Origin of the sequence: Acidovorax sp. PRC11, from assembly GCF_031844105.1 — a bacterium.
In the GTDB taxonomy this organism is placed as follows: Bacteria; Pseudomonadota; Gammaproteobacteria; order Burkholderiales; family Burkholderiaceae_C; genus Paracidovorax.
On record NZ_JAUZUQ010000011.1, the window covers coordinates 16,973 to 37,292 of the forward strand.

At 68.6% G+C, this 20,320-nt stretch carries 21 protein-coding genes and 1 tRNA gene; 19 read left to right on the forward strand and 3 right to left on the reverse strand.

Annotated features, from left to right (window positions below):
* Positions 1 to 10 precede the first annotated feature (10 nt).
* On the reverse strand, positions 11 to 580 hold the full coding sequence (locus Q9R47_RS13900) for a hypothetical protein (protein ID WP_311233794.1): 570 nt from the start codon (positions 578 to 580) through the stop codon (positions 11 to 13).
* Positions 581 to 745: 165 nt separating this feature from the next.
* On the opposite strand from Q9R47_RS13900, the gene Q9R47_RS13905 reads away from it, so the two are divergent.
* Positions 746 to 1,717 (forward strand): tRNA-dihydrouridine synthase, encoded by a 972-nt coding sequence (locus Q9R47_RS13905; RefSeq protein ID WP_311233795.1) that lies wholly within the window; start codon positions 746 to 748, stop codon positions 1,715 to 1,717.
* Positions 1,718 to 1,838: 121 nt separating this feature from the next.
* Here Q9R47_RS13905 and Q9R47_RS13910 read toward each other — a convergent pair whose 3' ends face one another.
* Both Q9R47_RS13910 and Q9R47_RS13915 read right to left on the reverse strand, forming a co-directional pair.
* Positions 1,839 to 3,683 carry a phospholipase D-like domain-containing protein gene (locus Q9R47_RS13910; RefSeq protein WP_311233796.1) on the reverse strand — a complete coding sequence of 615 codons (1,845 nt, stop codon included), beginning with the start codon at positions 3,681 to 3,683 and terminating at the stop codon, positions 1,839 to 1,841.
* 176 nt (positions 3,684 to 3,859) lie between these two features.
* Positions 3,860 to 4,171: a hypothetical protein gene (locus Q9R47_RS13915; RefSeq protein ID WP_311233797.1), complete on the reverse strand. Its 312-nt coding sequence runs from the start codon at positions 4,169 to 4,171 to the stop codon at positions 3,860 to 3,862.
* Between the two features lie 42 nt (positions 4,172 to 4,213).
* Here Q9R47_RS13915 and Q9R47_RS13920 point away from each other — a divergent pair, with 42 nt between their 5' ends.
* The 18 genes from Q9R47_RS13920 (at position 4,214) to nuoK (ending at position 20,311) form a co-directional block, all read left to right on the forward strand.
* Complete coding sequence (locus Q9R47_RS13920; RefSeq protein ID WP_404977150.1) at positions 4,214 to 5,437, forward strand: pyridoxal phosphate-dependent aminotransferase; 1,224 nt, start codon at positions 4,214 to 4,216, stop codon at positions 5,435 to 5,437.
* Positions 5,438 to 5,564: 127 nt separating this feature from the next.
* Entirely contained in the window at positions 5,565 to 5,831 is a 267-nt protein-coding gene (gene rpsO / locus Q9R47_RS13925; protein ID WP_019703748.1) for a 30S ribosomal protein S15, read from the forward strand.
* Positions 5,832 to 6,047: 216 nt separating this feature from the next.
* On the forward strand, positions 6,048 to 8,315 hold the full coding sequence (gene pnp / locus Q9R47_RS13930; protein ID WP_311233799.1) for a polyribonucleotide nucleotidyltransferase: 2,268 nt from the start codon (positions 6,048 to 6,050) through the stop codon (positions 8,313 to 8,315).
* 91 nt (positions 8,316 to 8,406) lie between these two features.
* Positions 8,407 to 9,411: an NAD(P)H-quinone oxidoreductase gene (locus Q9R47_RS13935; protein WP_311233800.1), complete on the forward strand. Its 1,005-nt coding sequence runs from the start codon at positions 8,407 to 8,409 to the stop codon at positions 9,409 to 9,411.
* Positions 9,408 to 10,163: a triose-phosphate isomerase gene (gene tpiA / locus Q9R47_RS13940; protein WP_311233801.1), complete on the forward strand. Its 756-nt coding sequence runs from the start codon at positions 9,408 to 9,410 to the stop codon at positions 10,161 to 10,163. Before Q9R47_RS13935 ends, tpiA begins: the two co-directional genes overlap by 4 nt.
* Positions 10,164 to 10,198: 35 nt before the next feature.
* The gene (secG, locus tag Q9R47_RS13945; protein ID WP_295986935.1) at positions 10,199 to 10,588 is read left to right on the forward strand and encodes a preprotein translocase subunit SecG; all 390 of its coding nucleotides are present in this window, start codon (positions 10,199 to 10,201) and stop codon (positions 10,586 to 10,588) included.
* 116 nt (positions 10,589 to 10,704) lie between these two features.
* Positions 10,705 to 10,789 (forward strand) — tRNA-Leu (locus Q9R47_RS13950).
* A gap of 78 nt (positions 10,790 to 10,867) precedes the next feature.
* Positions 10,868 to 11,227: an NADH-quinone oxidoreductase subunit A gene (locus tag Q9R47_RS13955; RefSeq protein ID WP_011794406.1), complete on the forward strand. Its 360-nt coding sequence runs from the start codon at positions 10,868 to 10,870 to the stop codon at positions 11,225 to 11,227.
* A gap of 24 nt (positions 11,228 to 11,251) precedes the next feature.
* On the forward strand, positions 11,252 to 11,731 hold the full coding sequence (locus Q9R47_RS13960; RefSeq protein ID WP_311233802.1) for an NADH-quinone oxidoreductase subunit B family protein: 480 nt from the start codon (positions 11,252 to 11,254) through the stop codon (positions 11,729 to 11,731).
* Between the two features lie 11 nt (positions 11,732 to 11,742).
* Positions 11,743 to 12,351, forward strand: coding sequence for an NADH-quinone oxidoreductase subunit C (locus tag Q9R47_RS13965; protein WP_311233803.1), 609 nt, complete (start codon positions 11,743 to 11,745; stop codon positions 12,349 to 12,351).
* A 28-nt stretch (positions 12,352 to 12,379) separates the two neighbouring features.
* Positions 12,380 to 13,633, forward strand: a complete 1,254-nt coding sequence (locus tag Q9R47_RS13970; RefSeq protein ID WP_311233804.1) for an NADH-quinone oxidoreductase subunit D — start codon at positions 12,380 to 12,382, stop codon at positions 13,631 to 13,633.
* Positions 13,630 to 14,157: an NADH-quinone oxidoreductase subunit NuoE gene (gene nuoE / locus Q9R47_RS13975; protein ID WP_311233805.1), complete on the forward strand. Its 528-nt coding sequence runs from the start codon at positions 13,630 to 13,632 to the stop codon at positions 14,155 to 14,157. Before Q9R47_RS13970 ends, nuoE begins: the two co-directional genes overlap by 4 nt.
* Positions 14,154 to 15,512 carry an NADH-quinone oxidoreductase subunit NuoF gene (gene nuoF, locus Q9R47_RS13980; RefSeq protein ID WP_311233806.1) on the forward strand — a complete coding sequence of 453 codons (1,359 nt, stop codon included), beginning with the start codon at positions 14,154 to 14,156 and terminating at the stop codon, positions 15,510 to 15,512. The genes nuoE and nuoF overlap by 4 nt, the downstream gene beginning before the upstream one ends.
* A gap of 17 nt (positions 15,513 to 15,529) precedes the next feature.
* A complete protein-coding gene (gene nuoG, locus Q9R47_RS13985) occupies positions 15,530 to 17,695 on the forward strand; it encodes an NADH-quinone oxidoreductase subunit NuoG (RefSeq protein ID WP_311233807.1) in 2,166 nt (721 codons plus the stop codon).
* Entirely contained in the window at positions 17,692 to 18,768 is a 1,077-nt protein-coding gene (gene nuoH / locus Q9R47_RS13990) for an NADH-quinone oxidoreductase subunit NuoH (RefSeq protein WP_311233808.1), read from the forward strand. The genes nuoG and nuoH overlap by 4 nt, the downstream gene beginning before the upstream one ends.
* A gap of 12 nt (positions 18,769 to 18,780) precedes the next feature.
* Positions 18,781 to 19,296: an NADH-quinone oxidoreductase subunit NuoI gene (gene nuoI, locus Q9R47_RS13995; RefSeq protein WP_311233809.1), complete on the forward strand. Its 516-nt coding sequence runs from the start codon at positions 18,781 to 18,783 to the stop codon at positions 19,294 to 19,296.
* Positions 19,297 to 19,334: 38 nt separating this feature from the next.
* Positions 19,335 to 20,006 (forward strand): NADH-quinone oxidoreductase subunit J, encoded by a 672-nt coding sequence (locus tag Q9R47_RS14000; protein ID WP_311233810.1) that lies wholly within the window; start codon positions 19,335 to 19,337, stop codon positions 20,004 to 20,006.
* Positions 20,003 to 20,311, forward strand: a complete 309-nt coding sequence (nuoK, locus tag Q9R47_RS14005) for an NADH-quinone oxidoreductase subunit NuoK (RefSeq protein ID WP_011794416.1) — start codon at positions 20,003 to 20,005, stop codon at positions 20,309 to 20,311. The genes Q9R47_RS14000 and nuoK overlap by 4 nt, the downstream gene beginning before the upstream one ends.
* Positions 20,312 to 20,320: the final 9 nt, after the last annotated feature.

Sequence of the window (20,320 nt, forward strand, 5' to 3'; positions counted from 1 at the left end):
GCGCGGCGCTTCAGTCCTGCAGCGGCAGCAGCTGTTCCATGCGCTGGCGCACGGTCGCTGCACGCTCGGGGCCGGCCAGCAGTTCGATTTCCTCCAGGATGACCGCGCTCACGTCGAGCATGCTGTCGCGGTCCCGCGCGGCGCGCAGGGATTCCAGGAAGTGGTGGGAGAGTGTAGGGTTGCGGCGCGCGAACATGCGCTCGCAGATGTCGAAGAGGTACATGCGTGCGCCGGCCAGCGACCGCAGCGCGTTCGACGGCGCCGGCGTGGTTTCGGCCTGGGCTGCCGGCTGCGCGGTGGCCGGGCCCGCCGGCGCTCCGCGAGGGATGGACGGCGACAGCGGCATGCCTCCCGGCGCGTCGCCGGATGCCGGTCCGTCCTCGGCATCGCCCGCAGGCGCCAGATACCCATCGGCCAACAGCCGGCCCACGATGTCCTTGCCGGCACCGTGGTAGAGCGCCTCCAGTTCCCGCGCCGGCCGCCCTTCCGCCAGCAGCAGCAGGGAGCGTTCGCGCAGGCTCAGGGTGCGCACGCCCGGGGACAGTTCCAGCCGGGCCTTGTCGGTCTTCAGGAGCAGCATGGACGGGAAGGAGAGGGGGAAGGTGAGGGCGGACATTGGCGGACAATGGACGGCTGGCCGCATTCCACCGCACTCCGATGACGCCGCGATGACGCCGCGATGCCATCCCGCGCGCCGCCCGTCCGCCTGCGTGCCGGTCTCTCTGTCTTTCTCCGTTCTCCGCCGATGTCCCCTGCGCCCCTGCTGCTGCTCGCCCCCATGGAGGGGCTTCTCGATTTCGTGCTGCGCGACGTGCTCACGCGCGTGGGCGGGGTGGACCGCTGCGTCTCCGAGTTCATCCGCATCACCGGCACGCTGCTGCCGGACAAGGTGTTCCTGCGCTACATCCCGGAGCTGCGCAACGGCGGCCGCACGGCGGCGGGCGTGCCGGTGCGCGCGCAACTGCTCGGGTCCGATCCGGTCAGCATGGCCGAGAACGCCGCGCGGCTCGCTGCTTTAGGTCCCGAGGGCATCGACCTGAATTTCGGTTGCCCGGCCAAGGTGGTGAACCGCCACGGCGGCGGCGCGGCGCTGCTGCGCGAGCCCGAGCGCATCGCCGCGGTGGTGGCGGCCGTGCGCCGCGCGGTGCCGCCGCACCTGCCGGTGTCGGCCAAGATGCGGCTCGGCTACGACGACACCTCGCTCGCCCGCGAATGCGCGCAGGCGGCCGAGGCGGGCGGTGCCTGCGAACTGGTGGTGCACGCCCGCACCAAGGCCGACGGCTACCGGCCTCCGGCCTACTGGGAGCTGATCGCGCCGCTGCGCTCGGCCGTGCGCATTCCGGTGATCGCGAACGGCGAGATCTGGACCGTGGCCGATGCGATGCGCTGCCGCGATCGGTCGGGCGGCGACGCGCTGATGCTGGGCCGGGGCATCGTGGCCGATCCCGGCCTGGCGCTCGCCATCCGCGCGGCCGATGCGGGCCGGCCCGATGCGCCCGCCCTGGCCTGGGAGGCGCTGCTTCCGCAACTGGGCGTGTTCTGGCGCACGGTCTGCGAAGACCTCGAACCCCGCCAGCGCGCGGGGCGGCTCAAGCAGTGGCTCAACCTGCTGCGCCGGCGCTTTCCCGAGGCCGAGGCCGCCTACCAGCATGTGCGCACGGAAACCGACCAGCGCACGATCACCGCATGGGTGCAGGCGCAGGCCGGCGCCGCGTGAGCGGCTCTGAGAGCCGTTAACACGGCCCAGCGAAGCGGTTCTGGCGAGGCGCCGCATCGCAGGCAGTACGAGCAGTACGACAAGGTGCGGCAACGACGCCAGAAGGGTCGTGTTAGCTGCTCTACAGCAGGTGGTCCGGCGCCAGCGGGCCCAGCAGCTGCAGCAGCAACCGCAGTCCGGCGCTGGCATCGGGGTCGTGGCGCGCATCCTGCAGGCCGCTGCCCTCGGGGGCGCGCCACACCAGGCCGCCGTCCTCGGCACGCTCCACGCGCCAGGAAGCCTCGCGCATGGCGGCCTCGATCTGGTCCGAGGCCTTGCGCGAGAGCGTGCGGCTCTGGATCAGCAGCGCGATCTCGGTGTTCTGCAACTGCGAGCGAAGATCCAGGTTCATCGAACCCACGACGAGCAGCTTCCCGTCCAGCACCAGTACCTTCGAATGCAGCATCGCGCGCGAGCTGCCCGCGGCGCTGGCGCCGGAGCTGCCGAAGGCGGATTTCACGCCGGCCTGCTCGCTGCGCAGCTCGTAGAGTTCGATCCCCATCGATAGCAGTTCCTCGCGGTGCCGCGCATAGCCCACGTGCGCGATGGGCGCGTCGTTGGAGGCGAGCGAATTGGTGAGCACCCGGATGCGCACGCCCCGGGCGCGGGCATCCGCGAACGCGCGCTTCATGTCGTCGCCGGGCACGAAGTAGGGCGAGATCACGAGCAGGTCCTGACGGGCCTGGCCCAGCAGGTGGAGCAGTCCGTCCACCACGGTGTCGCCCGCGGCGGCGCTCTCGGCCGATGGCTGCAGCGGCGCTGCTGGTGGCGCGGCGGATGCGGCCCGGCGTGGGCCCTCGCCGGGAGTGGAACTTCTCGTGGAGGGACCGCGCACGTCCAGCGCGGTGCCCGGCGGGGTGCTGCGGATGCTGGCGGGCTCCCCCTCGGCGGCGATCTTGGCCGGGCGGTCCGCCAGGAGAACCGCTGGCGCCCAGACGAAGGCCGCCGAGCCGAGGTCCATCGCCTGCTCGTTCCAGACGCGCGCCCGCTGCTCCGCGGTAGGGCCGCTGCCCGCGGGGCGCGGTTCGCCGTCCGGCGGCCTGGGGCCTCCCGCTTCGGAGGGGCCGTCGTCCGGCGCCTGCGTGCCGGGGCCATCGCCTTGCGGCCCCGCGCGCTGGTATCGGCCCACGGTCTGCTCCCGCAGGCGTGCGAGTTCCTCGCGGGTGATGAGCGACTGCACGGGATAGGCGCGCGGATTGTTCCAGTAGGTGTCGAAGCTGCGCGACATCTCCGCCACGATCGGGCCCGCGGCCAGCACGTCCAGGTCCACGAAGTTGCCCGAATCTGCCTGGCCGAAATAGGCGTCGCCCAGGTTGCGCCCGCCCGTCACGCCCATCACGTTGTCGGCGATGAACAGTTTGTTGTGCATGCGCTGCTGCACCCGCGAGAAATCGGTGATCGATCCCCAGAGCCGCCCCACCATGGAGGCGCGCGATCCCGCCACGGGATTGAACATGCGCATCTCGATGTTCGGCTGGAAGGCCAGGCCCATGACCAGCGCATTGCGCCCGGTGCTGTGGAAATCGTCCAGCAGCACGCGCACGCGCACGCCGCGCTGCGCCGCCGCCACCACGCCGCGCAGCAGCCGTTCGCTGCTGGCGTCCGCATGGATGGCGTAGTACTGCAGGTCCAGCGTCTTCTGCGCGGCATCCACCAGCGCGAGGCGGCTGCCGTAGGCATCCTGCGGCCCGCTCAGCAGCACGAAGCCCGAGGTGGTGCGGGCGCCGGCGGCCTGCCGGCGTTCCTGCGCGATGCGGGCGAGCGGGGTGTCGGCCACGTCGGAGGCGGGCAGGGCACGGGATTCGGGCCGCTCCACGTTCTGCGGAAGGCCCGAGCAGGCGGCGGTGGCGAGCACGATCGCCAGGGCGGCGAGCCAGCGGCCGAAGGCGGCCCGGGAGCGAAGGGAGAGGACGAAGCCTTCAGGCATGGGAATCCTGCGGAGCGCGGATGCGGGGTGCCTGAGGTATAGCGCGGCCGCTGCCGACGAGTTGTCGGACAACGCGCCGGGGCAGGGGACGGGAGCGCGGCATTCGGGCGCTGTTCCACGCTGCGGCGCGGCCCCGCATGCGCACGGTCCGCGTGCCGCGTCGGCGAGGCTGCCGGTCAGCGCCGCGCGTAGCCCAGGCAGGCGCCCGCGTTGGGCAGTCCCTTGCATTCCCGCAGCAGCCGGCGCTCCCGCTGGGCGGGCGTTTCTCCGGACGAGTACACCGGGCTGTTGCGGACGCGCGGTGGCTTGTTGCGGGCCCGGGCCTTCGCTTGGGCCCGGGGCTGGGGCCGGGCCTGGTCTGCGGCTTGCGAAGCGGCAGGCCCGTTTCCGGGCGTGGCGCCCTCGCCGGGCGCAGCGGCCGCCGCGCCGGCGAGCAGCGCGCCCGCGAGGAGCAGGGCAGCGCGTACAGTGCTCTTGTTGGCTTGCATGGGGAAGTCCTCCAGCTCGACAATGTACTCCCATGGCGCCCTCTGCGGAGGGCTCCATGCCTTTCACGCCGTCCCCGCCCGTTGCCACACGCCATGCGCCATACCCTTGCCACCCTCGAAGAATCCAAGATCCGCGAAGTCGCCAACGCCGGCATGGGCCGGGGGGACGTGCTCCCCTTCTGGTTCGGCGAGAGCGACGAGACCACGCCGGAGGTGGTGACCGAGGCCGCCGTCGCCTCGCTGCGCGCGGGCGAGACCTTCTATGCGCACAACCTCGGCCTGCCCGTGCTGCGCGAGCGCATCGCCGCCTACATGGCCGGCCTGCACGGCCCCGCGATCGATGCCGGGCGCATCGCCGTCACCTCCGGCGGCGTCAACGGCCTGATGCTGGCCGCCCAGGCCCTGGTCGATGCGGGCGACGAGGTGGTCGCCGTGACGCCGGTATGGCCCAACCTGGTGGCGCAGCCGCAGGTCATGGGCGCCCGCCTGCGCAGCGTGCCGCTGCGACCGCGCGCGGACGGCGCCTGGGAACTCGACATGCAGGCCCTGAAGAGCGCCGTGACGCCGGCCACGCGGCTCCTGGTGGTGAACGCGCCGAACAATCCCACGGGCTGGACGCTGTCGGCCGCCGAGCAGCGCGAGATCCTCGGCCACTGCCGGGCCACCGGCACCTGGATCCTCGCCGACGAGGTGTACGAGCGCCTCTACTACGAGCCCACGCCCCACGGGTGCGCGCCGAGCTTCCTCGACATCGCCGCGCCGGACGACCGGCTGGTGGTGGTGCACAGCTTCTCCAAGAGCTTCCTGATGACGGGCTGGCGGCTGGGCTGGCTCGTCATGCCGCCCGCGCTCACCCACCCCATGGGCAAGCTCATCGAGTTCAACACCTCGTGCACGAGCGTGTTCACGCAGCGCGGCGGCGTGGCGGCGCTCGAGCACGCCGGGGAGATCGTGCCGCGCGTCACCGGCCACATGCGGCGGTGCCGCGACACCCTCTTGCCCCTGCTGCAGGCGGTGCCCGGCGTGCATGCGCATGCGGCCAGCGGCGGGATGTACGCCTTCTTCCGCATCGACGGCCACGGCGACGCGATGGCCACCGCCAAGCGCCTCGTGGCGGAGGCCGGCCTGGGCCTGGCGCCCGGCAATGCCTTCGGGCCGGAAGGGGAGGGCTGGCTGCGCTGGTGCTTCGCCTCGCGCGACCCCGGCCGGCTGGCCGAAGGGGTGGATCGGCTGCGCACATGGCTCGAAAAGGGCGGCGCGGTATAATCCCAGGGTTTTGCATGGTGCAAGACGCACGCCGCAGGCCGTTCCAGCCGGCGGCGCAAGTCAAAACCTGGGGCTTCGCAGCTGCGCCACGCGCACGCCGCACGGCCCCGACACTCAAGGAAAAACAATGATCGCATCCTCCATCAAGGCCGAAGTCATCAAGGACAACGCCCGCGCCGCCAACGACACCGGCAGCCCGGAAGTCCAGGTGGCCCTGCTCACGGCCCGCATCAACGAGCTGACCCCCCACTTCAAGCAGCACGCCAAGGACCACCACGGCCGCCGCGGCCTGCTGCGCATGGTGAGCCGCCGCCGCAAGCTGCTGGACTACCTCAAGGCCAAGGACGCCGACCGCTACACGGCCCTGATCGCCAAGCTCGGCCTGCGCAAGTAAGCGCATTCGCATGCAGGAACGCCTGGGTTAGCACGCTGACTCAGGCGTTTTCTACTTCGGAGCCGCAATAGCAGAGCGAAGCTGTGTCATTCCAATGGCCCTGGGGCTGACCACCCGGGGCTTCAGGTCCACTGGAATGGCATCGTGTTCTGAATTGCCCTCCGGCCCCCGCCGGCCTCGTTGGCCGGCATCCACACCGAAGCATAGGAAACACGCATGACCATCTTCAACAAAGTCACCAAGTCCTTCCAGTGGGGCGACAAGACCGTCGTCATGGAAACCGGCGAAATCGCCCGCCAGGCCAACGGCGCCGTGCTGGTCGAGATCGACGGCACCGTCATCCTCGCCACCGTGGCGGCCTCCAAGTCGGCCAAGCCCGGCCAGGACTTCTTCCCCCTGACGGTGGACTACATCGAGAAGACCTATGCCGCCGGCAAGATCCCCGGCAGCTTCTTCAAGCGCGAAGCCAAGCCCAGCGAGCACGAAACGCTGACCAGCCGCCTGATCGACCGCCCGATCCGCCCGCTGTTCCCCGAAGGCTTCCTGAACGAAGTGCACGTGGTCATCCACACCGTGTCGCTCAACCCGGAAGTCGATGCCGACATCGCCGCCATGATCGGCGTGAGCGCTGCGCTGGCGATCTCCGGCATCCCGTTCGCCGGCCCGATCGGTGCCGCGCGCGTGGGCTACATCAACGGCGAATACGTGCTGAACCCGGGCCAGACCGCCCGCAAGAATTCGCAGATGGACCTGGTCGTCGCCGGCACCGAAGCCGCCGTGCTGATGGTCGAGTCCGAAGCCCAGCAGCTCAGCGAGGAAATCATGCTGGGCGGCGTGGTGTTCGGCCACGAGCAGGCCAACATCGCCATCAACGCCATCCATGAGCTGGTGCGCGACGCCGGCAAGCCCGTGTGGGACTGGCAGGCGCCCGCCGAAGACGAAGCCTTCGTCGCCAAGGTCAAGGGCCTGGCCGAAGAGAAGCTGCGCGCCGTCTACCAGATCCGCAGCAAGCAGGCCCGCACGCAGGCCCTGCGCGAAGCCAACGCCAGCGTGATGGAAGCGCTCAAGGCCAGCGGCGAGCCGTTCGACGCCGGCAAGGTGGGCGACCTGCTGTTCGCCATCGAGTCGAAGATCGTCCGCAGCCAGATCCTGGCCGGCGAGCCCCGCATCGACGGCCGCGATACGCGCACCGTGCGCCCCATCGAGATCCGCAGCTCCGTGCTGCCCCGCACGCACGGCTCCGCGCTGTTCACGCGCGGCGAGACGCAGGCGCTGGTGGTCTCCACGCTGGGCACCGAGCGCGACGCGCAGCGCATCGACGCGCTGGCCGGCGAGTTCGAAGACCGCTTCATGTTCCACTACAACATGCCTCCCTTCGCCACGGGTGAAGTGGGCCGCATGGGCTCCACGAAGCGCCGCGAGATCGGCCACGGCCGCCTGGCCAAGCGCGCGCTGGTCGCCGTGCTGCCGAACAAGGAAGAATTCCCCTACACGATCCGCGTGGTGTCCGAGATCACCGAGTCCAACGGCTCGTCCTCGATGGCATCGGTGTGCGGCGGCTGCCTGTCGATGATGGACGCCGGCGTGCCGATGAAGGCCCACGTGGCCGGCATCGCCATGGGCCTGATCAAGGAAGACAACCGCTTCGCGGTGCTGACCGACATCCTGGGCGACGAGGACCACCTCGGCGACATGGACTTCAAGGTGGCCGGCACCACGGCCGGCATCACCGCCCTGCAGATGGACATCAAGATCCAGGGCATCACCAAGGAAATCATGCAGGTCGCCCTGGCCCAGGCCAAGGAAGCCCGCCTGCACATCCTCGGCAAGATGCAGGAAGCGATGGGCGAGGCCAAGACCGAGGTCTCCAGCTTCGCGCCCAAGCTCTACACGATGAAGATCAACCCCGAGAAGATCCGCGACGTGATCGGCAAGGGCGGCGCCGTGATCCGCGCGCTGACGGAAGAGACCGGTTGCCAGATCAACATCGAGGAAGATGGCACGATCACCATCGCCGCGACCGATGCCGAGAAGGCCGACGTCGCCAAGAAGCGCATCGAGCAGATCACGGCCGAGGTCGAGATCGGCAAGATCTACGAAGGCCCCGTGGTCAAGATCCTCGACTTCGGCGCGCTGATCAACCTGCTGCCCGGCAAGGACGGCCTGCTGCACATCAGCCAGATCGCCCATGAGCGCGTGGAAAAGGTCACCGACTACCTGACCGAAGGCCAGGTCGTGAAGGTCAAGGTGCTCGAGACCGACGAGAAGGGCCGCGTGAAGCTGTCCATGCGCGCACTGCTGGACCGCCCCATGGGCGACAGCGGCCGTCCGGCACCCGCCGAGCGGGGTGATCGCGGTGACCGTGGCGACCGTCCGGAGCGCGGCGAACGCCGTGAGCGCCGCGAACCCGCCGGCGCCGACCAGCAGCAGCAACAGCAGCAGTCCACCGGCACGGGCGAGCAGCCCGGCCAGCTGGATGCCTGAGCGCCCGCGCCGCCGCACCGCGGCGGCGACCGGCCGGCCCGGCCCTGCGCCGGCCGGCCCCTCTGAAACCTGACATTCCTGGGAATCCAGTATGGCGACCACCATGCGTGCCGTGGAAATCACGGGCCCCGGCGGCCCGGAAGTGCTGCGCCTCGCCGAGCGGCCCGTGCCGCAGGCCGGCGCCGGCGAGCTGCTGATCCGCATCGCGGCCAGCGGCATCAACCGGCCCGACGTGCTGCAGCGCAAGGGGCAGTACGCGCCCCCGCCCGGCGCGTCCGACCTGCCCGGGCTCGAAGTGGCGGGCACCATCGCGCAAGGCGATGCGTCGGCCATGGCCGCGGCCGGCCTGAAGGTCGGCGACCGCGTGTGCGCGCTCCTGGCCGGCGGCGGCTATGCCGAATGGTGCGTGGCACCCGTCGCGCAGTGCCTGCCCGCGCCGGAAGGCTGGAGCGACGTGGAGGCCGCCTCGCTCCCCGAGACCTTCTTCACTGTCTGGAGCAACGTGTTCGACCGCGGCCGCCTCGCATCCGGCGAAACCCTGCTGGTGCAGGGCGGCAGCAGCGGCATCGGCGTGACGGCCATCCAGCTCGGCCGCGCCTTCGGCGCCACGGTGATCGTGACGGCGGGCTCGGACGAGAAGTGCCGCACCTGCCTGGAGCTCGGCGCCCACCACGCCATCAACTACAAGACCCAGGACTTCGTGGCCGAGGTCCGGCGCATCACCGAGGGCCGCGGCGTGGACGTGGTGCTCGACATGGTGGCGGGCGACTACGTGGCGCGCGAGGTCGAGTGCCTCGCCGAGGACGGCCGGCTCGTGATCATCGCGGTGCAGGGCGGCGTGCAGTCGTCCTTCAACGCGGGGCTGGTGCTGCGCCGCCGCCTCACCGTGACGGGCTCGACGCTGCGTCCCCGTCCGGTCGCGTTCAAGGGCGCCATCGCGGCGGCCCTGCGCGAGCGGGTGTGGCCGCTGCTGTCGGCAGGCACCGTGCGGCCCGTGGTGCACAGCACCTTCCCGGCGGCCGAGGCGTCCCGCGCCCACGAACTCATGGAGTCGAGCCAGCATGCCGGCAAGATCGTTTTGACGTGGACAGCATGACAAAGAAGAAACTCATCGCGGGCAACTGGAAGATGAACGGCGCCCTGGGCGCCAATGCCGCGCTGCTGCAGGCGCTGCGCGGCGGCCTGGAGGCGGGCGCCCACCAGAACGTGGACGTGGCCGTGGCGGTGCCGGCGGCCTACCTCGCGCAGGTGCAGGGCCTGGCCGAGGGCTCGGCCATCGCGCTGGCGGCGCAGGACGTGTCGCGGCACGAAGCGGGTGCCTACACGGGCGAGGTCTCCGCGGCGATGCTGCAGGAATTCGGCGTGCGCTACGTGCTGGTCGGCCATTCCGAGCGCCGCCAGTACCACGGCGAGACCGACGAGCAGGTGGCCGAGAAGGCCCAGCGCGCGCTCGCTGCCGGCATCACGCCGGTGGTGTGCGTGGGCGAGACGCTGGCCGAGCGCGAGGCCGGTCAGACCGAGGCCGTGGTCAAGCGCCAGCTGGCCGCGGTCATCCACCTGAACGGCCATTGCATCAGCGAGACCGTGGTGGCCTACGAGCCCGTCTGGGCCATCGGCACGGGCCGCACCGCCACGCCCGAGCAGGCGCAGCAGGTGCACGCGGTGCTGCGCGCCCAGCTGGCCGCGGCCAGCGAGCATGCGGACCGCATCCGCCTGCTCTACGGCGGCAGCATGAACGCCGCGAACGCGGCCGCCCTGCTGGCCCAGCCCGACATCGACGGCGGCCTCGTGGGCGGTGCGTCGCTCAAGGCCCAGGACTTTTTGCAGATCATCGCAGCGGCCGCCTGAGCGGCGCCGCGCGAACCAACCGGAGTAGAGAAGAAATGAATGTGCTCGTGAATGTGATCCTGGCCGTGCAGATGCTGGCCGCGCTGGCGATGATCGGCCTCGTGCTCATCCAGCACGGCAAGGGTGCCGACATGGGGGCGGCCTTCGGCAGCGGCAGCTCCGGCAGCCTGTTCGGTGCCAGCGGCAGCGCGAACTTCCTGTCGCGCTCGACGGCCGTGCTGGCCGGCGTGTTCTTCGTCGCGACGCTCGCTCTGGCATACTTCGGCAATGTGCGCCCCGCAGGCGTGGGCAGCGTGCTGGAGTCGCCGGCCGCCGCTCCTGCGGCCGTGCAGCCCCTGGCGCCCGCGTCGAATCCGGCCGCTGCCGTGCCCGCTCCGGTGCCCGCAGCACCGGCTTCTGGCGCAGCGCAGATCCCGACAAAATAATTGTCGGAAAAGTTACCGATTCATAAGGAGTCGGGTTTTTCCGGAGTAGAATTCCGGATTGTCTGGAAAGCCAAACAACCCTTCGGGTTCCTCATGCCATCCAGATGCAGACATCAGCCGTCGTGGTGAAATTGGTAGACACGCTATCTTGAGGGGGTAGTGGCGAAAGCTGTGCGAGTTCGAGTCTCGCCGACGGCACCAACACACAAGCAAGCCCGCCCGGCCATTCCTCTTTCGCGGGAATGGGGGGTGCGGCCCCAGCGGTGGGTACCCCTCCAGATGAACCTCGATCAATACCTCCCCGTTCTTCTGTTCATCCTGGTCGGCATCGGAGTGGGGGTGGTGCCCCTGGTCCTCGGCTACGTGCTGGGCCCCAACCGGCCCGATGCGGCCAAGAACTCTCCCTACGAGTGTGGCTTCGAGGCGTTCGAAGACGCGCGCATGAAGTTCGACGTGCGCTACTACCTCGTCGCCATCCTCTTCATTCTTTTCGATCTGGAAATCGCATTCCTCTTCCCGTGGGCGGTCGCGCTGCACGAGGTGGGAATGACGGGTTTCGTCGCGGTCATCGTCTTCCTGGCCATCCTGGTCGTGGGCTTCGCCTACGAGTGGAAAAAGGGTGCCCTGGATTGGGAATGACCGGGCTTCACAAGGAACGACACGATGATTGAAGGCGTGATGAAGGAAGGCTTCATCACCACGAGCTATGACTCCGTGGTGAACTGGGCCAAGACCGGATCGCTGTGGCCCATGACCTTCGGTCTGGCCTGCTGCGCCGTCGAGATGATGCATGCCGCCGCGGCGCGCTACGACATCGGCCGCTTCGGCGCCGAGGTGTTCCGTGCGAGCCCCCGGCAGTCCGATCTGATGATCGTGGCCGGCACGCTCTGCAACAAGATGGCCCCGGCCCTGCGCAAGGTGTACGACCAGATGTCGGAGCCGCGCTGGGTGATCTCCATGGGCTCCTGCGCCAACGGCGGCGGCTACTACCACTACAGCTACTCGGTGGTGCGCGGCTGCGACCGCATCGTGCCGGTGGACGTGTACGTGCCGGGCTGCCCGCCGACCGCGGAAGCGCTCATCTACGGGATCATCCAGCTCCAGCAGAAGATCCGCCGCACCCAAACCATCGCCCGCGTCTGAAGGGTTCCAGCATGACAGCCATTGCCATCCGACCCGAGGCTCTGCGGGATGCGGTCGCCGCTGCGCTCGGCGACAAGGCGCGCGACATCGTGCTCGCGCTCGACGAACTCACGGTGACCGTCTCGGCCGCCGACTACGTGGCTGCGATGCAGCTGCTGCGCGACGCGCCCGGCTGCCGGTTCGAGCAGCTCATGGACCTGTGCGGCGTCGATTACTCCACCTACGGCGACGTGGGCACGGAAGGCCCGCGCTATGCCGTGGTGTCGCATCTGCTGTCGGTGAGCCTCAACCAGCGCGTGCGCGTGAAGGTGTTCTGCCCCGACGACGACTTCCCCGTCGTGGCGTCGGTGTCCGGCATCTGGAACTCCGCCAACTGGTACGAGCGCGAGGCCTTCGACCTCTACGGCATCGTGTTCGACGGCCACGACGACCTGCGCCGCATCCTGACCGACTACGGCTTCATCGGCCATCCGTTCCGCAAGGACTTCCCGCTGTCGGGCCACGTCGAGATGCGCTACGACACCGAGGCGCGCCGCGTGGTGTACGAGCCGGTGTCGATCGAGCCGCGCGAGATCACGCCCCGCATCATCCGCGAAGAAAAGTATGGAGGCCTGCACTGAGGCGCTCCGCGCTCTCGGGCAATCCACGATGGCTGAAATCAAGAACTACTCCCTGAACTTTGGTCCGCAGCACCCGGCCGCGCACGGCGTGCTGCGGCTGGTGCTCGAGCTCGACGGCGAAGTCGTCCAGCGCGCCGACCCCCACATCGGCCTGCTGCACCGCGCCACCGAGAAGCTCGCCGAGCACAAGACCTTCATCCAGTCGCTGCCCTACATGGACCGGCTGGACTACGTCTCGATGATGTGCAACGAGCACGCGTACTGCCTGGCCATCGAGAAGCTGCTGGGCATCGACGTGCCGCTGCGCGCGCAGTACATCCGCGTGATGTTCTCCGAGATCACGCGCCTGCTGAACCACCTGATGTGGCTCGGCTCGCACGGAAACGATTGCGGCAGCTCCACCATCCTGATCTACACGTTCCGCGAGCGGGAAGACCTGTTCGACATGTACGAGGCGGTGTCGGGCGCGCGCATGCACGCGGCCTACTTCCGTCCGGGCGGCGTGTACCGCGACCTGCCGGACACGATGCCCCAGTACACGGCGAACAAGATCCGCAACGCCAAGGCGATCGAGGTGCTGAACCAGAACCGCCGCGGCTCGCTGCTGGACTTCATCGACGACTTCACGCAGCGCTTCCCCAAGTGCGTGGACGAGTACGAGACCCTGCTGACGGACAACCGCATCTGGAAGCAGCGCACCGTCGACATCGGCATCGTCACGCAGGAGCGTGCGCTGAACCTCGGCATGACGGGCCCGATGCTGCGCGGCTCGGGCATCGCCTGGGACCTGCGCAAGAAGCAGCCCTACGACGCCTACGACCGCATGGAATTCGACATTCCCGTGGGCAAGACCGGCGACTGCTACGACCGCTACCTCGTGCGCGTGCAGGAGATGCGCCAGTCCAACCGCATCATCAAGCAGTGCGTGGACTGGCTGCGCGCCAACCCCGGCCCCGTCATCACCGACAACCACAAGGTGGCGCCGCCGTCGCGCGAGTCGATGAAATCGAACATGGAAGAGCTGATCCACCATTTCAAGCTCTTCACCGAAGGTTTCCGCGTGCCCGAGGGCGAGGCCTATGCCGCCGTCGAGCACCCGAAGGGCGAGTTCGGCATCTACCTGGTGAGCGACGGCGCCAACAAGCCGTACCGGCTCAAGATCCGCGCGCCGGGCTTCGCCCACCTCGCGACCCTCGACGAGATGGCGCGCGGGCACATGATTGCCGATGCCGTGGCCATCATTGGCACGATGGACATCGTGTTCGGAGAGATTGACCGATGAGTACCGTATCGAACCAAGCCGCCGGCGCTTCGCCGGTGACCGAGGCGACGCGTGCGCGCTTCGCCCGCGAAGTGGCCAAGTACCCGCCGGAGCAGAAGCAGTCCGCCGTGATGGCCTGCCTGGCCATCGTGCAGCAGGAGCAGGGCTGGGTCAGCGCCGAGAGCGAGGCTGTGATCGCCGAGGTCCTGGGCATGCCCCAGATCGCCGTGCACGAAGTCACGACCTTCTACAACATGTACAACCAGCAGCCGCTGGGCAAGTACAAGCTGAACGTCTGCACCAACCTGCCGTGCCAGCTGCGCGACGGGCAGAAGGCGCTGCACCACCTCGAGAAGAAGCTCGGCATCACCATGGGCGAGACCACGCCCGACGGCCTGTTCACGCTGCAGCAGTGCGAATGCCTGGGCGCATGCGCCGATGCGCCCGTGATGCTGGTGAACGACCGCACGATGTGCAGCTTCATGGACAACGAAAAGCTCGACCAGCTCGTGGACGGCCTGCGCCAGGCGGAGGGACAGGCATGACCACCGCAGCACAGATCCTCTCGCAGTTCCAGGCCACGGGCGTCCAGACCTGCTTCCACGACCGCCACATCGAGCCGCAGATCTACGCGGGCCTCGACGGCACGAACTGGAGCATCAAGGACTACGAGGCGCGCGGCGGCTACCAGGCCCTGCGCAAGATCCTCGGCACCGACGGCGGCGAGCCGATGACGCAGGACCAGGTCATCGCCACCGTCAAGGAATCCGGCCTGCGCGGCCGCGGCGGCGCGGGCTTCCCGACGGGCCTGAAGTGGAGCTTCATGCCCCGCTCGTTCCCGGGCCAGAAATACCTCGTCTGCAATTCCGACGAGGGCGAGCCGGGCACCTGCAAGGACCGCGACATCCTGCAGTTCAACCCGCACATCGTCATCGAGGGCATGATCATCGCGGCCTTCGCGATGGGCATCTCGGTGGGCTACAACTACATCCACGGCGAGATCTTCCAGACCTACGACCGCTTCGAGGAAGCGCTGGAAGAGGCGCGCGCGGCCGGCTACCTGGGCGACAGGATCCTGGGCAGCGGCTTCAGCTTCCAGCTGCACGCCGCCCACGGCTTCGGTGCCTACATCTGCGGCGAAGAAACCGCGCTGCTCGAATCGCTGGAAGGCAAGAAGGGCCAGCCGCGCTTCAAGCCGCCGTTCCCGGCCAGCTTCGGCCTGTACGGCAAGCCCACCACGATCAACAACACCGAGACCTTCGCGGCGGTGCCCTGGATCATCCGCAACGGCGGCGCGGCCTACCTGGCCTGCGGCAAGCCGAACAACGGCGGCACCAAGATCTTCTCGGTGTCCGGCGACGTGGAGAAGCCCGGCAACTACGAAGTGCCCATGGGCACGCCGTTCGCCAAGCTGCTGGAACTCGCCGGCGGCGTGCGCAAGGGCCGCCAGCTGAAGGCCGTGATCCCGGGCGGTTCGTCCGCACCGGTGCTGCCCGCGTCCATCATCATGGAATGCACGATGGACTACGACTCCATCGCCAAGGCCGGCTCGATGCTGGGCTCGGGCGCCGTGATCGTCATGGACGACTCGCGCAGCATGGTCGAGAGCCTGCTCCGCCTGTCGTACTTCTATTCGCACGAGTCCTGCGGCCAGTGCACGCCCTGCCGCGAGGGCACGGGCTGGATGTGGCGCGTGATCGACCGCATCCAGCACGGCCTGGGCCGCGAAGGCGACCTGGACCTGCTTAACTCGGTGGCGGACAACATCCAGGGGCGCACCATCTGCGCCCTGGGCGACGCGGCGGCGATGCCGGTGCGCGCCATGATCAAGCACTTCCGTCCGGAATTCGAGGCGCTGATCCGCAACAAGACGAGCCCCCAGGCTCCGGCCTCCGCCTGATCGCGAGAAGAACGCATATGGTTGAAATCGAACTCGACGGGAAGAAGGTGGAAGTCGCCGAAGGCTGCATGGTGATGCATGCGGCCGAGAAGGCGGGCACCTACATCCCTCATTTCTGCTATCACAAGAAGCTCTCCATCGCCGCCAACTGCCGCATGTGCCTGGTGGACGTGGAGAAGGCTCCCAAGCCGATGCCGGCCTGCGCCACGCCCGTGACGCAGGGCATGATCGTGCGCACCAAGAGCGACAAGGCCATCAAGGCCCAGCAGTCGGTCATGGAATTCCTGCTGATCAACCACCCGCTGGACTGCCCGATCTGCGACCAGGGCGGCGAGTGCCAGCTGCAGGATCTGGCCGTGGGCTATGGCGGCTCTTCCTCGCGCTACGAGGAAGAGAAGCGCGTGGTGTTCCACAAGGACGTCGGCCCGCTGATCTCCATGGAGGAGATGACCCGCTGCATCCACTGCACCCGCTGCGTGCGCTTCGGCCAGGAAGTGGCCGGCGTGATGGAGCTGGGCATGATCCACCGCGGCGAGCATTCCGAGATCACCACCGTGGTGGGCGATACCGTGGACTCCGAGCTGTCGGGCAACATGATCGACATCTGCCCCGTGGGCGCGCTCACGAGCAAGCCGTTCCGCTACAGCGCCCGCACCTGGGAGCTGTCGCGCCGCAAGTCGGTCAGCCCGCACGACTCCACCGGCGCCAACCTGATCGTCCAGGTCAAGAACCACAAGGTCATGCGCGTCGTCCCGTTCGAGAACGAGGACGTGAACGAGTGCTGGATCGCCGACCGCGACCGCTTCTCGTACGAAGCGCTGAACGGTCCCGACCGCCTCACCAAGCCCATGCTCAAGCAGGGCGGCCAGTGGAAGGAAGTGGACTGGCAGACGGCGCTCGAATACGTGGCCAACGGCCTGCGCGGCGTCCAGTCCGAGCACGGTGCCCAGAGCATCGGCGCGCTGGTCAGCCCGCACAGCACGCTGGAAGAGCTGCACCTCGCCACGCTGCTGGTGCGCGGCCTGGGCAGCGACAACATCGACTACCGCCTGCGCAATGCCGAATTCCCGGCGTCCGAAGGCGTGCGCTGGCTGGGCATGCCGATCGCGGCGCTCTCCACGCTGCAGTCGGTGCTGGTCGTGGGCTCCAACCTGCGCAAGGAACATCCGCTGTTCGCGCAGCGCATCCGCCAGGCGGCCCGCAAGGGCTGCGCGGTGAGCGCGCTGAACTCCGCCGCCTACGACTGGGCCATGCCGATGGCGCAATCCATCGTGGCACCCGCCGGTGAGTGGGCCGCCGCCCTGGCCGACATCGCGGCCGCCGTGGCCCAGGAGCGTGGCGTGGCCGCGCCCGTGGCCTCCGGCCGTGCGACCGATGCGGCACTGGCCGTGGCGCGTTCGCTCGCGTCCGGCGAAGGCCACGCCGTGCTGCTCGGCAATGCCGCCGCGCACCATGCCCAGGCGTCGTCGCTGCTGGCGCTGGCCCAGTGGATCGGCGCGCAGACCGGCGCCGTGGTCGGCTACCTGACCGAAGCGGCCAACACCGTCGGCGCGCAGTTCGTGGGCGCACAGCCCCGCCAGGGCGGGCTCGACGCCGGCCGCATGCTGGCCGGCGGCCTGAAGGCCGCGCTGCTGCTCAATACCGAGCCGGTGCACGACTCCGCCGCCGGTGCGCGCGCCGCAGAGGCGCTCGCACAGGCCGAGATGGTCGTGACGCTCAGCCCGTTCAAGACCAACCTGGAATTCAGCGACGTGCTGCTGCCCATCGCTCCGTTCACCGAAACCTCCGGCAGCTTCGTGAATGCCGAAGGGCGCCTGCAGGGCTTCCACGCCGTGGTCAAGCCCCTGGGCGATGCGCGTCCGGCCTGGAAGGTGCTGCGCGTGCTCGGCAACCTGCTGGGTGTGCAGGGCATCGGCTTCGAGACCTCGCAGGAGGTGCTGGCCCACGCCGTGGGCGCCACCGGCGCCGAGCTGCCGACGCACCTGCCGGCCGCCCGCCTGTCCAACACGACGTCCGCGGCAGCCGCCGTGCCGGCCATCGCGGCCGGTGCGACGGAGCCCGTGGTCGCCGCCATCTACCAGCTCGACAGCCTCGTGCGCCGTGCGCCCTCGCTGCAGCTGACGGCCGACGGCCGCCAGGCTGCCGCGGCCGCCCCCGCCGCCGTGGAAGGAGCCGCAGCATGATCGACGCGCTCTACAACGGCGGGCTGAACCTCGTCGCCCAATCCTGGTGGACGGGCGCCGTGTGGCCCGTGCTCTGGAACCTGCTCAAGATCGTCGCCATCGTGGCGCCGCTCATGGGCGCGGTGGCCTACCTCACGCTCTGGGAGCGCAAGCTGCTGGGCTTCATGCAGGTGCGCCACGGCCCCAACCGCGTGGGCCCGTTCGGCCTGCTGCAGCCGCTGGCCGACGGCCTGAAGCTGCTCACCAAGGAAATCATCCAGCCCGCGGCGGCCAGCAAGGGCCTGTTCGTGCTGGGCCCGGTGATGGCCATCATGCCCGCGCTCGCGGCCTGGGTGGCGATCCCCTTCGGCCCCGACGTGGCGCTGGCCAACGTGAACGCCGGCCTGCTGCTGATCATGGCGATCACCTCGATCGAGGTGTACGGCGTGATCATCGCCGGCTGGGCCTCGAACTCGAAGTACGCCTTCCTGGGCGCGCTGCGCGCGTCGGCCCAGATGGTGAGCTACGAAATCGCCATGGGCTTCTGCTTCCTGGTGGTCATCATGGTCTCGGGCAGCATGAACCTCACGCAGATCGTGCTGAGCCAGGGCCAGGGCACCATGGCGGGCGCCGGCCTGTCGTTCCTGTCGTGGAACTGGCTGCCGCTGCTGCCGATCTTCATCGTCTACCTGATCTCCGGCGTGGCGGAGACCAACCGCCACCCGTTCGACGTGGTGGAAGGCGAGGCGGAAATCGTGGCCGGCCACATGGTCGAATACTCGGGCATGGGCTTCGCGATCTTCTTCCTGGCCGAGTACGCCAGCATGTGGCTCGTGTCCATCCTGGGGGTGACCATGTTCCTGGGCGGCTGGCTGTCGCCGGTGGCGGCCCTGGACTTCATCCCGGGCTGGATCTGGCTGGGGCTCAAGACCTTCCTCGTGGTGTCCATGTTCATCTGGATCCGCGCGACCTTCCCGCGCTTCCGGTACGACCAGATCATGCGCCTGGGCTGGAAGATCTTCATTCCGGTCACCCTGGTGTGGCTGCTGATCGTGGGCGGATGGCTGCTGTCGCCCTGGAACATCTGGAAATAAGCGGGACACATCATGGCTGCTGTTGCTGCTGATACGAGATCTTTTTCCTTCAAGGACTTTTTCAAGAGCTTCATGCTCGTGGAACTGGTCAAGGGCATGGCCCTGACCGGCCGCTACGCGTTCCGCCGCAAGGTGACGGTGCAGTTCCCCGAAGAGAAGACGCCGCTGTCGCCGCGCTTCCGCGGGCTGCACGCGCTGCGCCGCTACGAGAACGGCGAAGAGCGCTGCATCGCCTGCAAGCTCTGCGAAGCGGTCTGTCCGGCGCTCGCGATCACGATCGAGTCCGACGTGCGGGCCGACGGCTCGCGCCGCACGACGCGCTACGACATCGACCTCACGAAGTGCATCTTCTGCGGCTTCTGCGAAGAAAGCTGCCCGGTCGATTCGATCGTCGAGACGCAGATCCTGGAATACCACGGCGAGAAGCGGGGCGACCTGTACTTCACCAAGGACATGCTCCTGGCGGTCGGCGACCGCTACGAGGCCGAGATCGCCGCTGCCAAGGCGGCCGACGCCAAGTACCGCTGACCCGCGGCTCCTGAACCACTTTTCACAAGATCCGATTCATGGACGCCAAGACTGGTTTCTTCTATCTGTTCTCGGTCGTGCTGCTGTATGCGGCCTTCCGGGTCATCACCGCGCGCAACCCCGTGCATGCGGTGCTCCACCTGATCCTCGCGTTCTCGCAGGCCGCCGCCATCTGGCTGATCCTGAAGGCCGAGTTCCTGGCCATCGCGCTCGTGCTGGTCTACCTGGGCGCCGTCATGGTGCTGTTCCTGTTCGTGGTGATGATGCTGGACATCCACATCGACACCGTGCGGCAGGGGTTCTGGCGTCATTTCCCGCTCGCGGCCTTCATCGGCGCGCTGATCGCGCTGGAAATGGCGGCGGTGCTGATGGGCGGCTTCCGCGGCATGGATGAACCCAAGGCCGTGGCGGCCATGGTGGACGTGGCCGGCAACGTGGTGCCCTACTCCAACACCAAGGCACTCGGCAAGCTGCTCTACACCGAATACCTGTACCCGGTGGAGATCGCCGCCGTGATCCTGCTGGTGGCGATGATCGCCGCCATCGCCCTGACCCTGCGCCAGCGCAAGGACACCAAGGTGACCAAGGTCTCGGAACAGGTGCGTGTGCGTGCCGCCGACCGCGTCGCGCTGGTGAAGGTCGCCGCGACGCAGAAGCCCGCGGAAGAACCGGCGGCGCCCGCTGCGGCCGCCGAGGAGAAGAAGGCATGACGTTGACCCTGGGCCATTTCCTGTCGCTGGGCGCGATGCTGTTCGCGCTGTCGGTGATCGGCATCTTCCTGAACCGCAAGAACCTCATCGTGCTGCTCATGGCCATCGAGCTGATGCTCCTGGCCGTGAACATGAACTTCGTCGCGTTCTCCCACTACCTGGGCGACATGCACGGGCAGGTGTTCGTGTTCTTCATCCTGACGGTGGCCGCGGCCGAATCCGCCATCGGCCTCGCGATCCTGGTGCTGCTGTTCCGCAACAAGTCCAGCATCGACGCGGAAGATCTCAACACCCTCAAGGGTTGATCCGCCGGT

Excerpts from the sequence above, each read along its gene's own strand:
- Q9R47_RS13900 (WP_311233794.1), bottom strand. The coding sequence starts at position 580 with ATGCTGCTCCTGAAGACCGACAAGGCCCGGCTGGAACTGTCCCCGGGC.
- Q9R47_RS13905 (WP_311233795.1), top strand. The coding sequence starts at position 746 with ATGTCCCCTGCGCCCCTGCTGCTGCTCGCCCCCATGGAGGGGCTTCTC.
- Q9R47_RS13910 (WP_311233796.1), bottom strand. The coding sequence starts at position 3,683 with ATGCCTGAAGGCTTCGTCCTCTCCCTTCGCTCCCGGGCCGCCTTCGGC.
- Q9R47_RS13915 (WP_311233797.1), bottom strand. The coding sequence starts at position 4,171 with ATGCAAGCCAACAAGAGCACTGTACGCGCTGCCCTGCTCCTCGCGGGC.
- rpsO (WP_019703748.1), top strand. The coding sequence starts at position 5,565 with ATGATCGCATCCTCCATCAAGGCCGAAGTCATCAAGGACAACGCCCGC.
- pnp (WP_311233799.1), top strand. The coding sequence starts at position 6,048 with ATGACCATCTTCAACAAAGTCACCAAGTCCTTCCAGTGGGGCGACAAG.
- Q9R47_RS13935 (WP_311233800.1), top strand. The coding sequence starts at position 8,407 with ATGGCGACCACCATGCGTGCCGTGGAAATCACGGGCCCCGGCGGCCCG.
- tpiA (WP_311233801.1), top strand. The coding sequence starts at position 9,408 with ATGACAAAGAAGAAACTCATCGCGGGCAACTGGAAGATGAACGGCGCC.
- secG (WP_295986935.1), top strand. The coding sequence starts at position 10,199 with ATGAATGTGCTCGTGAATGTGATCCTGGCCGTGCAGATGCTGGCCGCG.
- Q9R47_RS13955 (WP_011794406.1), top strand. The coding sequence starts at position 10,868 with ATGAACCTCGATCAATACCTCCCCGTTCTTCTGTTCATCCTGGTCGGC.
- Q9R47_RS13960 (WP_311233802.1), top strand. The coding sequence starts at position 11,252 with ATGATTGAAGGCGTGATGAAGGAAGGCTTCATCACCACGAGCTATGAC.
- Q9R47_RS13965 (WP_311233803.1), top strand. The coding sequence starts at position 11,743 with ATGACAGCCATTGCCATCCGACCCGAGGCTCTGCGGGATGCGGTCGCC.
- Q9R47_RS13970 (WP_311233804.1), top strand. The coding sequence starts at position 12,380 with ATGGCTGAAATCAAGAACTACTCCCTGAACTTTGGTCCGCAGCACCCG.
- nuoE (WP_311233805.1), top strand. The coding sequence starts at position 13,630 with ATGAGTACCGTATCGAACCAAGCCGCCGGCGCTTCGCCGGTGACCGAG.
- nuoF (WP_311233806.1), top strand. The coding sequence starts at position 14,154 with ATGACCACCGCAGCACAGATCCTCTCGCAGTTCCAGGCCACGGGCGTC.
- nuoG (WP_311233807.1), top strand. The coding sequence starts at position 15,530 with ATGGTTGAAATCGAACTCGACGGGAAGAAGGTGGAAGTCGCCGAAGGC.
- nuoH (WP_311233808.1), top strand. The coding sequence starts at position 17,692 with ATGATCGACGCGCTCTACAACGGCGGGCTGAACCTCGTCGCCCAATCC.
- nuoI (WP_311233809.1), top strand. The coding sequence starts at position 18,781 with ATGGCTGCTGTTGCTGCTGATACGAGATCTTTTTCCTTCAAGGACTTT.
- Q9R47_RS14000 (WP_311233810.1), top strand. The coding sequence starts at position 19,335 with ATGGACGCCAAGACTGGTTTCTTCTATCTGTTCTCGGTCGTGCTGCTG.
- nuoK (WP_011794416.1), top strand. The coding sequence starts at position 20,003 with ATGACGTTGACCCTGGGCCATTTCCTGTCGCTGGGCGCGATGCTGTTC.